Below are 15,576 nucleotides of genomic sequence, written 5' to 3' on the forward strand. Positions count from 1 at the left end.
GTTACATACTTAGCCATCAATTATAAGTTGAATAAACTGAAACAAGATGATTTCCAAAAATGGTTAGATAAACTGCCTTGGGGTTATCACCCTGCTCGCACTCAGTGGAGCCAATCTTCGAGCTTGCCCGAAAGAGAGAAGCATAATTCAGCATTAGTGCAGCAAGCGCTGTTTGACTTACAATCTATTATTCAACAGCCTACGGTATACCATCAACCTATTGAAAATATACAGGCTTATCCAGGCTATACACATCGTGAGTTAGTTGGCTTGGAAGTGCATATTCAGCTGCCACGGCGCGCTGCAACGAATGGTATTATGGTGAGTACTAACAGCAAGGCAACAGAAGATGATTTGACGTCCGGCTCGTGGCATCAAAACGCAGATTTAGTCACTCTTAAAACTCAAGACCTAGCTAGTGCCGAATTGGTGGTGTACAAGGTAGCATTGCCAATCACAGAAGTAGACCATTACCTTGCAATGCAAGTGGTGTACGATACGGAAGATGATGCTCCATCAAAGCGTGAGTATTGGTTCCAAAATAGCGTAAAACAGAGTGCAACTTATCGCGTGATTTCAGACAATACCAAACAAAATATCATTAAAAAATCACTCACCACCGTTGTTGGCACATTAGGTTTTAAGGAGTAACCCTTGGCATATTCACCATTTTACGTCACCCCAGAAGAGTTGGCAGTTTATCAAGAGGCACAAGAGCAAGAAATACTCGCAGGCGATAACGTCAGAACATGGCATAAATATGATGTAGAGGAACCATTTCGCTATTACTTTAAACTTTTTGCGTTTCCATTTGTGATCGCTCCATTCCTATTAACTTTGTTTATACATACGAGTGACACGGTTGACGTAACTATTTTTTCTTTTATTTTATCGGTGATGGTGTCTGGAGCCTTTTACCTTACGATTGGCCTCGACTATCGCTATGACTATATTTTTTCTGACAAAGGCTTTGTGATGAAGAAACGTCGCAACATGCCTAAGTGGGTGAATACCGCCACGCAAGCCGTTGGCTGGATAGGTGCAGTGGTATGTGTGGTGATGGTAGCGATGGTTGGCCCGATGGCGTTAGCAGGTGCAGGTGCTTTTATATTAGTCTCCTTTAAAATGCTTAAACGCCAACCAGATGAACCAACAGAAGTGAGAATCGGAGAGCGTGAGGATTGGCTGTTTGCGGACTACAATAAAAAAAGGAAAGTGATCCAGTTCTATTTTAAGCATGACATATGCAGATATCGAGATACTGCTCATAAGACTATCTTTCGCTCACAAGATAGATCAGATTGTTATGTTTTCTTTAAAACTGAAGCGGATTTAGAATCCATGGTCAAACAACTGTCAGAGGTCTACAAACTGGATTGTAAAGAGGTCGATGATCATAAAAAGCTGTTTGAAGCAAAGCCAGAATCAAGGCTCTTTAGTATTCCAGTTTGTAGTAGAGAATATCAAACCGAAGAGGTATTTGATTTAAGGGCATCAAATGCCCCACTTCCTGAGCGTGAATACCTTTACAACGGCAAGTGGCAAACGGAATCTGAAATCGAACAATCAAAATCTGAACTAACGGCAGCCAAGGTATAAACCTTGGCTTATTTACCTTTTTACATCCCCCATGAAAAGCTTTAGGTTTACTCTGATGTACAAAAAGAAAAATTGGTTCAAATAACGAATTTTTAACTCGAGGATAGGAGAGTAAGCCCGAACCTTTCTATCCTCTACTAAACACCCATTTTGCACTGAGCAAATAATTACTCATCATGCATGCCAATATGCCTAAGCTCAAAGCCAAATAGACCATCATTCCTTGCGTTCCTAGCGCGAGCGTTACGCCTTTAAACACAATAAAATTCGGCAAAGCACTGATACAGGCACTCATCATAGACTTTTTCCATTGAGCGAAAGGGTTGGTTTTTTCTGCTTGAGAGAAAGTCAGCCAGCGATTGCCAAGCCAAGTCGTGGTTGCTGCAAACAAAAATGCTATCCCACGAGCCAGCATCAACTCCAGACCAAACCAATGGAACAACACAGAAAAGATAAGGGTGTCGACCATAAAGCCGACACCACCTACTAGAGCAAACCTTGTTAACGAAGCAAACCTTTCCAGCGAAGCAAATTTTGGTAATTTGCGCATTCCGTTATCCAACCACACAGGTGTAGAGTGAGCGTTTCGATTTTGCTGTGAACTCGTTGGTACAACTCAACGCATTTTCATGAATCATGCTATCCACTTGCTGCGATTTACCAATCAGATGGAATTTCTTCAGATTGTTTAAGTCATTCTTATCTTCAAGCTCTTTCGCCTGACCATGACTATAGAACTGGCCTGAGAACGGGCGCTTACCAATATAAAAGACCGGAGCGTTGTCATTAATTTGCGCGAAGATTATGCGGTCGCTGCGGCTATCTGCTTTGCCCATATTCAAAACCAACATCGCAATCATAAGCAGGGCTGGCAACACCGCCGCCGTTCCGGTCAACCATTTGAAATCGTGTTTATCCACCAGCATTGCAATCAAGATGCCCAATGCAGGCACACCCGGTAGCACGTAAGCAGGCAAAATATTCCCAGCCATGGTGAACAAGATCATTGGTGAAATCAGCCAACACATCAGGAAGCTAAACAAACCTTGATGATCGGTTTCAATGGCTTTGAGCACTTTACGACGTTTCCACGCCAAGATAGGCAATACAATTGACCAAGGCGCAGCCGACTGCAGCCAGAATACCCAGATCATCCCACGTGGTTGATCATGAGCAGAGCCATACAGGTCCCCTTCCCAACCGCTGACAACAAAACGCTTAAAGTGCTCGCCAACAATGAAGTAATCAATAAATCCAGGCGTCGCCATTTCAGCCATGATGTACCAAGGCAGAGCAATCGCTAACATGAACGCCAACCCCGATACAATTGGAAAACGCTGCCACAAGGCTTTGAAGGCACCAAAAAAACCATGCTGAATCACGAGCCAAGGAAATACTGCGATGCCCATGATCACGATCGCCACCGGACCTTTTGCTAACAGCCCGCAAGCCAAGCCAAAGAAACCGAGGTAACCCCACAATCGGCTGTGTTTGTCTTTGCCAAGCCAGCAATAGTAAAAACCAACCATCGCCATCGTCATTGCCAACGTCAGTGCCATGTCTGTCATCACCGCACCCGCCGCAATTGAAAAGATGCCACACGTCGCCAGTACCAACGCTGCGATGACAGCATTAAAGCCAGCGCGATGCGCCATGAAAGCAACAAAAACAATCGTCGCAACGCCCGCTAACCAATGAGGCGCGCGCACTGCAAATTCATTCAATCCAAACAGCTCAATGCCGTAAGCACTCATCCACGTGAACAGGGGTGGCTTCCCCCAAAAAGGCACGCCGTAATCAAACTGTGGGGTAAGCCAATTGCCTGTTTCCACCATTAAGCGCGCCATTTCGCCGTAGCGGGCTTCTGTGGTGTCCATCAAAGGGTAAGCGGCAAGTGAAATAAGACGGAGTAAAAGAGCAAACGCCAACAACAACCACAGATGGGTTTTATTAATACTCATGATTACGCGGTTTCTCCCAGTTTAAACTTCATGGTTTGGATGGATTGATGTTTTGCAGGCTGCTCGTAAACAGACTGAACAAGATAAAGAGGACGTTGCTTGGTCTCGATAAAAATGCGGCCAATGTATTCGCCCAAAAGGCCAATCGACAGCAGTTGCACACCGCCCAATGCAAGTTGGACGACCATCATGGATGGGTAGCCAGTGACAGGCTCACCAAATACAACAGTTTTCATCACAATGAATGCGCCATAGATAAAGGTACTGAACGCCACTAACGCACCAGCAAGTGTCGCTAAGCGCAAGGGGCGAATGGAAAACGAGGTAATACCGTCCATTGCAAGGCCAATCAACTTGATGTAGTTCCATTTAGTCTCACCACAGAAACGAGCGTCACGCTCAAACTGAACCGTCACTTGCTTGAAACCCGGCCAAGAGAAAATGCCTTTCATGTATCGGTTACGTTCTGGCAGCGCACTGATGTGTTTGACCACTTTTGCGCTCAGTAAACGGAAATCGCCCACGTTTTCAGGCACATCCAATTTCGCCATGCTGTTAAGCACTTTGTAAAAGCAAGCGGCCGAGAAGCGTTTGAACCAAGTTTCGCCGTGGCGTTCACTGCGCTGCATGTTCACTACGTCATACCCTTCACGCCATTTTGATACCATTTGCGGGATCAACTCAGGCGGGTCTTGCAAGTCGGCATCAATCACGATCACCGTTTCACCTTGGCAGTGTTCCAGACCCGCACTCATGGCGGACTCTTTGCCGAAGTTACGGCTTAGTGCAATACAACGAACGTCGCTAGAAGATTGAGAAAAGTTTTGCGCGATCATTAGGCTGTCATCTTTGCTGCCGTCGTCGACATAGACGATTTCGCAATGTTCTGGCATTTCATCCAAAACGGCGGCTAAACGACGATGAAATTCAGGTAAGACTTCTTGCTCGTTAAAGAATGGCACCACAACAGACAAAACTGTTTTAGGCTCAGTGTGTTGGCTCACCTTTGAAAAGGTTGCAGCGTGAATGTTGAAGGTTGACATGCTACTCTTCCACTAAATCCGATGAATGAATCCAGTCTACAAACATCAACGTGAAAGAGATGTTATTGACATCTTTTTCACGTCCTTAGTGAATAATGTTCGGTTAATACGAAATGTTATTTTCGAACACCTGCCCACTTGGAGAGAAATACATGAAACGCGTACTTTTAGTCGAAGATAATCGAGAAATCGCAGGCATGCTGTTCGATTATTTTGAGTGTGCAGGTATGGAACTCGATTATGCAGACAACGGCGAGCTCGGCCTGAAACTGGCGATGGAAAACACCTTCGACATCATCTTGCTCGATCTCATGCTGCCACGCATGGATGGCCTGACCATGTGTAATAAACTTCGCGACGAGGGCAACAACACACCGGTACTTATGCTGACGGCGCTCGATAGCCGTGACGATATGCTCAAAGGCTTCCAACACGGTGCGGATGACTATCTGACCAAACCTTTCGATCTGGATATTCTTGAAGCGCGCATGATGGCACTGATCCGCCGTTACCGTGGCACTGTCGCATCGAGCAAGTTGGAATACGGTGAAGTGTCTATCGACCAAAAAACGCGTAAAGCTTATCGCCAAGATAAACTGTTGGCGCTAAACCCAACCACTTACACCATTCTGGAAATGCTTGTAAAAAGCGCACCAGATGTGGTGACACGCGAAGAAATCGCCTTCCAACTTTGGCAAGAAAACGAGCCGAACAACGACGTTCTGCGCAGCCACATTTACCAACTTCGCAACCAACTTGATAAGCCATTTGAACAACATGTACTTATCACCGTACCGAAAGTTGGCTTCCGCTTGGAGACAGGTGCATGATCAATCGCTTACTTGCTAGCACGCAAAGCACACAAAGTATGACAGGGCGACTCGCTCTATTTTTCTCTTTCGTGTCTGTCGTGATTGGCATCTTCTGCTTTTTGTTGATTACCGGCTCCCTGCTTTGGTCTGAAGACCGCGTGGGCGAGCGTCGTATTATGGTCGACAAAAAGGAAGCGATTGAACATTTCCAGTCCCACCCAGAGCAAGGCAGTATTCAACTTGACCTGCTCACCACCGCATACAACGACATCTCATTGGTTGCCGAGCGCTACCAAAAATACCTGATTGGTCAAAAACACTTTCTTGATGAAGTAGAAGACGGTGAATACTCGCGCATGGTTTACATGAGCACTTACACCTACAAAGGCGTTGAACATCCCGTTATTCTGGTTTCCTTGATTGATGAAATCGAGATCACCTCAGAGGAATTCATTCTCGTCGTCGCTATGGTGCTCTCCATTGTCGCCGTATTGGTGTTCCTGTTTGGTAGCCTGCTGCTGCGTTTATCACAGCGCTTAATTGAACCCGTCAATGCGCTTAAAACCCAACTCGATCATCACCAAGGCGATGCCACGCAGACCTTTAGTGTGCCTGAGGGCTCGGCCAAAGAGTTCCAAACCCTTGCGGATGAGTTGAATGAGTACCGCCACAAAATCAACCAAGTCATCAAGCGCGAGCAAGCCTTTGCACGATACGCAAGCCATGAACTGCGTACACCGTTAACCGTGATGAAAGGCTCAAGCAACTTACTGGCGAGAAGTACGAACACGGATTTCCAAAACCGCCAAGTGAACCGAATTCAGGATGCAACGCAGCAGATGTCGACCATGGTGGATGCCCTACTCGGCTTAGTGCGTTACGAGCGTAATGCAGATGATTCACCAGTACGCAGCATCACCGAAGAAGAACTCAACCAAATCATCTTCCAAAGCCAAGCTCAGGCGGATGAGAAAGCACTCAGCTTTAATGTACAGATAGACGGCAACCCAAGAACGCGCGCGACGAATGCCGTGTTGACCATTATTCTTGGCAACCTGATTCGCAACGGCATCGCCGCGACACCATCGGGATCAATTCATATCAGCATGGATGAAAACACCATCTCGGTGCGCGATGAAGGTGAAGGCTTTTCAACCATTCCACATTCTGATGGGCACGGATTAGGTTTGATGATTGTGGATGATTTGTGTCAACGCTATGGCTGGCAATTTAAGATTGGTACACATCCAGAAGGTGGTTGTGAGGCAGTAATTGATCTTGCGTCAGAGCATCAGGAATAACCGAAATGGTTGTACTGAAACACAGACTTTTTATCTGGGTTTAATGGCGTTACACTACGCGCCCTTTTTAACGGCAAGGTCGCGTGGTTGGACACGTCAGCAGTCACATGAAACTCTCTGAAAGCCCGATAACTCAACACAACTTCAACGGTCATACGTTTTTTCTTAAGCGTGATGACATGCTGCATTCTCACTTTTCTGGGAACAAAGCACGTAAGTTTATGACGTTAATGGAAGAGCAAAATCCCGACATCACCACGTTAATAAGCTTTGGCTCCGCTCAATCTAATGCCATGTACTCGCTAGCGGCTCTCGCCCAGATTAAAGGTTGGGCATTTGAGTTTTATGTTCATCACATTCCATCTTGGCTAAAAAGCTCCCCCATCGGAAACTATCGCGGCGCTCTCGATTTGGGTATGAAAATCACCGCCATGCAAGACATCGGTAGCGAACTTCACCCTAGTGAATACATCCACCAGGTACGAAGAGTAGATGAGTCGACATTGCTGATTCCAGAGGGTGGACGTTCCCACCTCGCTGAAGCTGGCATCAAACAGTTAGCACGAGAAATTCTTGATTGGACGCGATTGAGAGGTAAAGAGCAGTTTACGGTCGCCCTGCCATCAGGTACTGGCACGACGGCTTTATATCTTCATAAACATTTAAGCCCACACGGCATAGAAGTGCTAACTTGCCCTTGCGTAGGCGATGCAGATTACTTAACTGAGCAGTTCAACCAGCTCGGTGAAAACAGCCACCCAACCATTTTAACCGTGCGCAACAAACACCATTTTGGTCGCTTGTACGAAGAAGATTACATCACATGGAAAGCACTCTTTGAGCAAACCGACCTCGAATTTGACCTGTTATACGACCCGTATATGTGGCAATGCCTCACCCCTTGGTTGGAAGAGAACACAGATAAAACGGTGATTTATATTCACCAAGGCGGGTTACTTGGCAACGAGTCGATGTTGCCAAGATATCAACGAGAATTTGAATAGCGTGTTCAAATAAAGTTGTTGCTGATTACAGTGATTCCACTATTTGATGAGCGCCAGAATTTCTTTAAATTCAGGTGCTCGGCAATCTTCGACCATTTCATACAAACACATTTCTAACCCAGTGAGCACCACACCGTTAGCGGTTAACTTCGCAAGAGCGAGCGCTTTATTGGCAGCGGTTCGGGAAGAGACACAATCCGTGACTAATTCAACGCGATAACCGGACTGGCGCAGAGAAACCGCGGTTTGATAGACGCAAATGTGGGATTCAATACCGCAAACCAACCAGGTATCAACTTTCGCGTTCTCCACCGCGACCTTAAACGTCGCCTCTTTGCAACCATCAAACGTGTACTTGGTAATAGGTAAATGCGTGCTTTCAAGCACTTCACGAATCGGCTCCGCGGTTGGGCCCAACCTTTCTGGATTCTGTTCTAGCCACAGAATAGGCAAATCTAGTGCTTTGGCGCCCTTTACCAGTTTCGTGATATTTTCAATCAGTGCGTCGCTTTCATGCATTAATGTAGCGAGTTTGCCCTGAACATCCACCACAATCAGGCCCGTGTTTCCTTTCGATAACATTTCCATCTCCTATCTTGTGCGACCACAAACCATACTCAACAAGTTGAGCAACAGTTAATGTATCAGAACCCTTTCATGTTAGAGCAATAAAACCTAGAAAGATGACCTTCGCTCACACATTTGCCCTTAGGTAAGAGTGGTTTGAACTGACTATTTAAATTTCTCTCGAATTAGTTCAATCAAGGCTTTGACTTTATTGGGCAGAAATAAGGCCGAGGGATAAATCAGAGTAAGATGCTGCTTCGGATGCGCGAATTGAGGCAGCACCTCGACCAACAAACCGTCTCTCAGTGCAGGCTTGGAATGAATTTGAGGAATAAACGCGATGCCGTTTCCTGCTATCGCCATCGAGCGCAGCAAGTTGAGGTCATCCGAACGCAACGCCACATGCAGATCTGAATCGAGCAAATCGGCATTGTAACGATTAGTTAAAAGGCGATGCTGCTTAAGATCTTCCACCGTTTTTACTGGCGGATGCGATTCTAGATAGGCTTTTGACGCAACAAAGTGACTACGATAAGGCAAAAGACTGAACTGCACATAGCTGTCATCGGTGACTTTGACCACGCTCGGAAGAAGCTGTAAATCAAACGATTGACGCTTGAGATCGACACTCTCTTGATGGTTTTCAATCTCGACCGAAATCTCCGGATACCGCGTTGTGTACTCAGTGATGATCGCGTTAAACGCGGCAGAGCTCATCAATGCGGAAGGAATGGCTAAACGCACCTTGCCCGTCAGCTCTTGTTGATATTCGTGCATGGCATTTAAACCTTGCTGAATATGGTCAATAGGCTGCCCCACCAACTCAAACAAGCGTTTTCCATGCTCCGTCAACTCAATGCTGCGTGTTGTGCGGATCAAAAGCTGTACCCCGAGCGATTTCTCTAATTCTTGCAGGCGACGACTCACTTTTGAGCGTTGTAGTTGATTCGCCTCTGCCGCTGCACTTATACCGCGGTGAACCACCGTCTGAGTGAATAGGTAAATATCATCAAAACTAACGTTCATTGTCCTATTTTTAGGTCATCCATGTTCGTATTATCATTCTACTGAATTGTGGGTGACTTCTCTATAATCCGCTATCAAATATGTTTAACGGAACTTGTAATGACGGCTGAACAAAAATTCAAACACTGGATGCGAACTTTGATTGTCCTGTTCATCGTACTATTTTTGTACATTATCATTGCTGACCGCCACGCCCCCTTAACGACCGAAGGACGAGTACAAGGATACGTTGTCCAAGTCGCACCCGAGGTATCTGGTAAAGTGACCGACGTTCTCATCGAGAATAACCAGTCCGTTCAAAAAGGCGATGTGTTGTTTACGATTGATGATCGTAAATACAAGATAGCACTTGAACAGGCGGAGCTGTCTCTGCAATCCGCTTATGAAAAAGAAGCAACACTGTATTCTCAACGCGAAGCCGCTCTTGCCAATATTGCCCGCGCACGAGCGACATTTGATAATGCACACCGCGAGTACAACCGCTTACTGACACTATCGAAGCAGAAAGTCATCTCTCAATCGACACTCGATAATGCCTTTGCCCAAAATCAGGTATCACGTGCAGCGCTTAAAGCGGAACGACAAAACTTAAAAGTCATTGAGGCGCAATTAGGCGATCAAAAAGGTCAAAGCACCGCCGTTCGAATTGCCAAAAATGGCATCGAAAAGGCGCAACTTGATTTGGCAAATACCGCGGTACTCGCTCCCAGTGATGGTGTCGTGACCAACCTGCAACTAGAAGTTGGCACGATGGCAAACACCAACATGCCATTGCTGACATTTGTACCAACAGGATCACTTTGGGTAGCCGTTGATTTTCGTGAAAAATCCGTCGCGAACGTAGACAAGACTTTCCACGCCTTGGTCACATTTGATGCCAACCCAGGTTCAGTGTACGACTTTGATTTAGCTAGCCGCGATTACGGTGTAGCAGCCGCACAACAAACGCCTAATGGCGCACTAACCAAAGTAGAAGTGAACAACCGCTGGGTACGTGATGCACAGCGTACACGAGTGAACCTAACCAGCAGCGAAGAGTTACCACCAGCACTGTTTGTCGGCTCTCGCGCTACCATTGTTTTATACCCAGACAACAGCATTTTCTGGCAGTTGATGGCGCAAGCACAGATTCACCTCGCAAGCTGGTTCCACTTCATTTACTAGGCGGCGACAATGAAAACCTTACGAATTTGGTTCGGCTGCTCTTTAGGGCTCGCGCTAAGCATGATCTTCGGTTGGTCTTACGGATTTTTTGCCATCATGATGCCGCTGTTTATATTGGGCAGAATGGACAACTTTAATCTTTCGGCTTTATTGATCGTGTTTTTCTCTGCGGTGTGGACAACCATACAAGCCACATTTTTGCTGGAATACTTGCAGTTTCATCCAACATTAATGACCGTAGCCGTCGGAATCATGATGCTGTTCAAGTGTATTGCAATGATGAACCAGAAAACCTATTTATTTGGTTACATGGGGCTGTTAGTGGGTTCAATTGTGTTGAATTTTGCCAGCTATAACTTCATGGATATTGAAGAGTTCAATGTCAACATGTGGGTGATGGCGTTCAGCAATATTTTTGTTTGCGCATTCGCGTATTGGTTGTTCCCTGAGCCAAAGTCCCCCACCGAGCACATTGAGATGTCGACCCCAGTGAAAAGCGATATTGACTACATCAGCCAAGTTGCCATGGGTTGGGTAGTGGCGATGGCGGCGTTTATCGTATTCCAAGTAGCGGACTTATATGACTCGTTATCCGCACAAGCTTCCATTTTGATCATCCTAACCCCAATGACTTTAGCAGGCTCGCTCGCCATGGCAAAAATTCGCATCATCGGCACCGCACTAGGCTGCATCGCAGGGATGGCTGTTCAGCTGATATTGGGCAGTTGGTATGGGCATGGGCTACTCTTTTGGCTCGCCTTTACCATTGCAATGGGGCCATTCTGCTTGTGGCTCACAAAGGGGCAAATTAAAGCGGCTATCGCGTTTTCTGCCATGTCTGCCCTATCGGTTCCGCTGACGACTTCATTGGTGCCAGAACAAAAAGACGCGTTCTTTTCGATCTTGTACCGTTTCAGCTCGATTTTCGTTGCTGTTCTGCTCACCGCGATGGTGATGTGGGTGGTGCATCACTGGATTCGTGTGATATTGCTAAAGCATCCTGAGATGAAGAACGTGGAGTTGAATTAAATCTGGCCGAGGCTGGAAACGGGAAATGTATGCCGCTCACTTTACTGTGAGCGGCATTTTTATTTAAAACGGTCACCCTGAACATCGAGGAACGAGCGTGGTTCAGGATCGACTCACCGAGTGCTGTGAAGTTCTAAAGTTGTCGTCATTTCCTAGCGAGCTGTAATCAGATTCCTAGTCTCGTCTAGACTCGCTGGAATGACGCTATCTTGAAACTGCTCTAATACCTAGGGTTGTGGCGAGCAATGCATTTTCCAACATCCGTCATCCTGAACAGCGAGGGACGAGCGTGATTCAGGAGCTACCCACCGAGTGCTTTGAAGTGCGAAAGTTATCGTCATTTCCTAGCGAGCAGTAACCCGATTCCTAGTCTCACTTAAACTCGCTGGAATGACGTTATCTTGAAACTGCTCTAATATCTAGGGGTGTGGCGAGCAATATATCTTCCAACATCCGTCATCCTGAACAGCGAGGGACGAGCGTGATTCAGAATCTACTAATCACGTGCGTTGAAGTGCGAAAGTTCTCGTCATTTACCAGCGAGCTGTTATCAGATTCCTAGTCTCGTTTAAACTCGCTGGAATGACGCTATCTTGAAACTGCTCTAATAACTAGGGTTGTGGCGAGCAATATACTTCCAACATCCGTCATCCTGAACAGCGAGGGACGAGCGTGATTCAGGATCTACCCACCGAGAGCTTTGAAGTGCGAAAGTTATCGCTATTTCCTAGCGAGCTGTAATCCGATTCCTATTCTCGTCTAGACTCGCTGGAATGACCCTCTCTTGGAGCAGATCCAATACCTAGGGTTGTGGCGAGCAATGTATCTTCCAACATCCGTCATCCTGAACAACGAGGGACGAGCGTGATTCAGGATCTACCCACCGAGTGCTTTGAAGTGCGAAAGTTATCGTCATTTCCTAGCGAGCTGTAACCCGATTCCTAGTCTCGTTTTAACTCGCCGGAAAGACCCTATCTTGAAGCTGCTCCAATACCTAGGGTTGTGGCGAGCAATATATCTTCCAACATCCGTCATCCTGAACAGCGAGGGACGAGCGTGATTCAGGAGCTCCCCACCGAGAGCTTTGAAGTGCGGAAGTTATCGCTATTTCCTAGCGAGCAGTAAACCGATTCCTAGTCTCATTTAAACTCGCTAGAATGACTCTAACTTTAGTTCATGGTGCGGAGCCTAAGTATTAATATCAACCCACCAACTCTTTACGAATGATCTCCGCACCCGCACTTAACGCATTGAGCTTAGCGGTCGATACTTCACGAGACAAAGGCGCCATACCGCAGTTGGTACATGGGTAAAGCTTGTCGGCATCAACGTACTTCAACGCCTCTCGCAGTGTGTTCGCCACTTCTTCTGGCGTTTCAATTTCGTTGGTAGCGACGTCAATCGCACCAACCATCACCTTCTTACCGCGAATCAACTCAAGTAACTCAATAGGCACTCGTGAGTTATGACACTCAAGCGAGATAATATCGATATTTGACTGCTGCAATTTAGGGAATACTTCTTCGTATTGTCGCCATTCAGTGCCTAGCGTTTGCTTCCAATCCGTGTTCGCTTTGATGCCGTAGCCATAGCAGATGTGCACTGCAGTTTCACATTTCAGCCCTTCAATCGCACGCTCTAAACACGCAATGCCCCATTCGTTCACATCATCGAAAAACACATTGAACGCAGGTTCATCGAATTGAATAATGTCGACACCCGCCGCTTCAAGCTCTTTCGCTTCTTGGTTGAGGATCTTTGCAAATTCCCAAGCCAGCTTTTCACGGCTACCGTAATGATCATCATAAAGTGTGTCGATCATCGTCATAGGGCCTGGCAGCGCCCACTTGATAGGTTGCTTAGTTTGCTGACGCAAGAACTTGGCATCTTCAACAAACACGGGCTTTGTGCGGCTTACTGGGCCAACCACCGTCGGAACACTTGCTTCATAACGGTTGCGAATGGTCACCGTTTTACGGTTTTCAAAATCTACGCCGCTTAAATGCTCAATAAAGGTCGTCACAAAATGTTGCCGAGTTTGCTCTCCATCACTGACGATATCAACGCCTGCCAATTCTTGCTCTTGCAAAGCGACGCGTAGCGCATCACGTTTGCCATCAATCAGTTCTTCACCTTGCAGTTTCCACGGTGACCAAAGTTTTTCTGGTTCGGCCAGCCAAGAAGGTTTCGGTAAACTGCCAGCCGTTGAAGTCGGTAATAGTGTTTTCATCGTCATTCCTTTCTAGATTCTCGTTGTCGATTACGCGTAGTTTGCAGACCATTGTTCAAGCACAGATTGATAAGGTTTGATGAAATGCTCCTCGGCAAATTTTCCTTGTTCAATCGCCAGTTGGCTGCGCTCTTCTCGGTCGTAAACGATTTGAGTTAGCGAGTGGTCTAGGTTTTTTAGGTTTGGCTGGTAGCAATTACCGGCAACCGCGTTGGCATTGTAAATCTCAGGTCGGTAAATCTTCTGGAATGTCTCCATCGTGCTAATCGTGCTGATAAGCTCTAGGTTTGAATAATCGTTCAACAAGTCACCGAAGAAGTAGAATGCCAACGGTGCAACGCTGTTTGGCGGCATAAAGTAGCGCACCTGTAAGCCCATCTTCTTGAAGTACTGCTCCGTCAACGAAGATTCGTTCGGCTGATATTCAAAGCCCAAAACAGGATGTTGATTTTCGGTGCGTCGGTATACCTTGTTGTCCGATACGCTCAGACAAATCACTGGCAGCTTTTTGAAATGCTGTTTATAAGACTCAGAATTAACGAAAGCTTTGAACAGTTTGCCATGCAAATCACCGAAGTTCGCTGGGATGCTGAACTGTGGCTGGTTTTTGTTGTGGTCCAACAGCAAAACGCTAAAGTCGTAATCACGAACGTATGAAGAGAAGTTATTGCCCACAATGCCTTCGATGCGCTCGTTAGTGTTGTGATCAACAATGTTAGTTTTGAGCACTTCAATCGATGGGAATGCTTCTCCACTACCTTGGATATCCATATCAACAGAGATGATTTCAAGTTCAACTGAGTAGCGGTCACCTTGCGCGTTATCCCAATATGCCAACGCATTAAAACGATTATCGATCATTCGGAGCGCATTGCGCAGATTCTCTCGGCGGTAGTTTCCGCGAGCCAGATTAGCAAAGTTGGTAGTGATTCGCGTGTTGTCTGATGGTTGGTAATTCTCATCAAAGCGAATGCTTTTGATAGCAAATGTGAAATCGTTATTCATCGTGAGTTGGTATCCTATTTCCTTAGATAAAGCAGACTTTTCCTAACTCTGTGCATGGGGACATTTTTTGTTTTTTGGTTTTCCCAATCGTTAGGTTGCACAGCACTTACGACGAACGGTTCGTACAAAAAACGACCGTCGCAGTGCCTAACACCAGAGCAGTCCTTTTTTTATACTTGCTTCACGAGTTGAGTAATATTGGTATTGTTTCACATTGAACATGAAGGAAATTCATAGTGGCAGTTCCAACCCTGAGAGAGCTATCGTAGATACTGTTTTTCATTGACACCAATACACGTAACTTGGCGAGCATATTGCCAATATGTGTAATTAAGAAACGGATAAGAGATTAGCAGTACATAAACCAGTTTAAGCCGAGAAAACGCATTGTATGAACAAGGCACCAACTGGAATATAGGACAGCGTAACTTAAATAGCACTTTTCACACTCCATCGTTTATTCAAGCATTCGTTTAATTAGAAGTACGTTACATTTTATATTCTCGAAACATGATTATTTAATAATCTTATTTATTTCTTTTTCTATCTTTACCATCTTAAACGTAAAGTTTAATTTCCTGCTGTAAAAGCACATATAACTTCATACACGAACATGGCAACTTCATTGACGGACTTTATCACCAAACTATTACATTAAGCTCTAAAAAATAATAACAAAAAACACAAACCACTGTTTTAATTTGAATTAAACCCATAAACCCGAGATAACCACATAACGATACTTTACTTAATTTGGTATAACAAAAACCCTAAAAATAACATGGCTAACATTTATAAAATTCACTTTTATCAATAGAAAATCTCAACACAACAT

13 protein-coding genes and 1 pseudogene are annotated in these 15,576 nt (G+C 45.7%); 7 read left to right on the forward strand and 7 right to left on the reverse strand.

The genetic code is table 11. The features are described 5' to 3' along the window. Window positions 1-651, forward strand: a pseudogene (locus CAG68_RS10050) (T6SS effector BTH_I2691 family protein); the annotation flags it as partial. A gap of 3 nt (window positions 652-654) precedes the next feature. Beyond that, on the forward strand, window positions 655-1,599 hold the full coding sequence (locus CAG68_RS10055) for a hypothetical protein (RefSeq protein WP_086046913.1): 945 nt from the start codon (window positions 655-657) through the stop codon (window positions 1,597-1,599). Between the two features lie 127 nt (window positions 1,600-1,726). Here the strand turns inward: CAG68_RS10055 and CAG68_RS10060 are convergent, their stop codons facing one another. The 3 genes from CAG68_RS10060 to CAG68_RS10070 are packed head-to-tail and all read right to left on the reverse strand — an operon-like array spanning window position 1,727 to window position 4,603. Beyond that, entirely contained in the window at window positions 1,727-2,149 is a 423-nt protein-coding gene (locus tag CAG68_RS10060) for a GtrA family protein (protein ID WP_054577674.1), read from the reverse strand. Window positions 2,150-2,153: 4 nt separating this feature from the next. After that, complete coding sequence (locus tag CAG68_RS10065; protein WP_161441096.1) at window positions 2,154-3,560, reverse strand: ArnT family glycosyltransferase; 1,407 nt, start codon at window positions 3,558-3,560, stop codon at window positions 2,154-2,156. A gap of 2 nt (window positions 3,561-3,562) precedes the next feature. Then, entirely contained in the window at window positions 3,563-4,603 is a 1,041-nt protein-coding gene (locus tag CAG68_RS10070; protein ID WP_161441097.1) for a glycosyltransferase family 2 protein, read from the reverse strand. A 152-nt stretch (window positions 4,604-4,755) separates the two neighbouring features. Here CAG68_RS10070 and CAG68_RS10075 point away from each other — a divergent pair, with 152 nt between their 5' ends. The 3 genes from CAG68_RS10075 (at window position 4,756) to CAG68_RS10085 (ending at window position 7,720) form a co-directional block, all read left to right on the forward strand. After that, window positions 4,756-5,433 (forward strand): response regulator transcription factor, encoded by a 678-nt coding sequence (locus CAG68_RS10075; protein ID WP_042523037.1) that lies wholly within the window; start codon window positions 4,756-4,758, stop codon window positions 5,431-5,433. Beyond that, window positions 5,430-6,716 (forward strand): sensor histidine kinase, encoded by a 1,287-nt coding sequence (locus CAG68_RS10080; RefSeq protein WP_086046916.1) that lies wholly within the window; start codon window positions 5,430-5,432, stop codon window positions 6,714-6,716. Before CAG68_RS10075 ends, CAG68_RS10080 begins: the two co-directional genes overlap by 4 nt. 107 nt (window positions 6,717-6,823) lie before the next feature. Beyond that, window positions 6,824-7,720: a 1-aminocyclopropane-1-carboxylate deaminase/D-cysteine desulfhydrase gene (locus tag CAG68_RS10085; protein WP_086046917.1), complete on the forward strand. Its 897-nt coding sequence runs from the start codon at window positions 6,824-6,826 to the stop codon at window positions 7,718-7,720. Window positions 7,721-7,759: 39 nt separating this feature from the next. Here the strand turns inward: CAG68_RS10085 and CAG68_RS10090 are convergent, their stop codons facing one another. Both CAG68_RS10090 and CAG68_RS10095 read right to left on the reverse strand, forming a co-directional pair. Beyond that, window positions 7,760-8,302 carry a hydrolase gene (locus tag CAG68_RS10090; protein ID WP_005457944.1) on the reverse strand — a complete coding sequence of 181 codons (543 nt, stop codon included), beginning with the start codon at window positions 8,300-8,302 and terminating at the stop codon, window positions 7,760-7,762. Between the two features lie 150 nt (window positions 8,303-8,452). After that, window positions 8,453-9,313, reverse strand: coding sequence for a LysR family transcriptional regulator (locus CAG68_RS10095; protein WP_086046918.1), 861 nt, complete (start codon window positions 9,311-9,313; stop codon window positions 8,453-8,455). A gap of 99 nt (window positions 9,314-9,412) precedes the next feature. On the opposite strand from CAG68_RS10095, the gene CAG68_RS10100 reads away from it, so the two are divergent. Both CAG68_RS10100 and CAG68_RS10105 read left to right on the forward strand, forming a co-directional pair. Continuing rightward, window positions 9,413-10,477, forward strand: coding sequence for an HlyD family secretion protein (locus CAG68_RS10100; protein ID WP_161441098.1), 1,065 nt, complete (start codon window positions 9,413-9,415; stop codon window positions 10,475-10,477). Window positions 10,478-10,486: 9 nt separating this feature from the next. Then, window positions 10,487-11,506 (forward strand): DUF2955 domain-containing protein, encoded by a 1,020-nt coding sequence (locus tag CAG68_RS10105; RefSeq protein ID WP_086046920.1) that lies wholly within the window; start codon window positions 10,487-10,489, stop codon window positions 11,504-11,506. Window positions 11,507-12,707: 1,201 nt separating this feature from the next. Here CAG68_RS10105 and CAG68_RS10110 read toward each other — a convergent pair. Both CAG68_RS10110 and CAG68_RS10115 read right to left on the reverse strand, forming a co-directional pair. Then, window positions 12,708-13,736 (reverse strand): methionine synthase, encoded by a 1,029-nt coding sequence (locus CAG68_RS10110; RefSeq protein ID WP_031780992.1) that lies wholly within the window; start codon window positions 13,734-13,736, stop codon window positions 12,708-12,710. 30 nt (window positions 13,737-13,766) lie between these two features. Next, window positions 13,767-14,741 (reverse strand): DUF1852 domain-containing protein, encoded by a 975-nt coding sequence (locus tag CAG68_RS10115; RefSeq protein WP_017636059.1) that lies wholly within the window; start codon window positions 14,739-14,741, stop codon window positions 13,767-13,769. Window positions 14,742-15,576 lie beyond the last annotated feature (835 nt).

It is taken from the genome of Vibrio sp. V42_P2S4T144 (assembly GCF_009904715.1).
Lineage (GTDB): Bacteria > Pseudomonadota > Gammaproteobacteria > Enterobacterales > Vibrionaceae > Vibrio > Vibrio alginolyticus.

Coding starts and splice junctions, on each gene's coding strand:
- CAG68_RS10060 (WP_054577674.1), bottom strand. CDS start 2,149: ATGCGCAAATTACCAAAATTTGCTTCGCTGGAAAGGTTTGCTTCGTTA.
- CAG68_RS10065 (WP_161441096.1), bottom strand. CDS start 3,560: ATGAGTATTAATAAAACCCATCTGTGGTTGTTGTTGGCGTTTGCTCTT.
- CAG68_RS10070 (WP_161441097.1), bottom strand. CDS start 4,603: ATGTCAACCTTCAACATTCACGCTGCAACCTTTTCAAAGGTGAGCCAA.
- CAG68_RS10075 (WP_042523037.1), top strand. CDS start 4,756: ATGAAACGCGTACTTTTAGTCGAAGATAATCGAGAAATCGCAGGCATG.
- CAG68_RS10080 (WP_086046916.1), top strand. CDS start 5,430: ATGATCAATCGCTTACTTGCTAGCACGCAAAGCACACAAAGTATGACA.
- CAG68_RS10085 (WP_086046917.1), top strand. CDS start 6,824: ATGAAACTCTCTGAAAGCCCGATAACTCAACACAACTTCAACGGTCAT.
- CAG68_RS10090 (WP_005457944.1), bottom strand. CDS start 8,302: ATGTTATCGAAAGGAAACACGGGCCTGATTGTGGTGGATGTTCAGGGC.
- CAG68_RS10095 (WP_086046918.1), bottom strand. CDS start 9,313: ATGAACGTTAGTTTTGATGATATTTACCTATTCACTCAGACGGTGGTT.
- CAG68_RS10100 (WP_161441098.1), top strand. CDS start 9,413: ATGACGGCTGAACAAAAATTCAAACACTGGATGCGAACTTTGATTGTC.
- CAG68_RS10105 (WP_086046920.1), top strand. CDS start 10,487: ATGAAAACCTTACGAATTTGGTTCGGCTGCTCTTTAGGGCTCGCGCTA.
- CAG68_RS10110 (WP_031780992.1), bottom strand. CDS start 13,736: ATGAAAACACTATTACCGACTTCAACGGCTGGCAGTTTACCGAAACCT.
- CAG68_RS10115 (WP_017636059.1), bottom strand. CDS start 14,741: ATGAATAACGATTTCACATTTGCTATCAAAAGCATTCGCTTTGATGAG.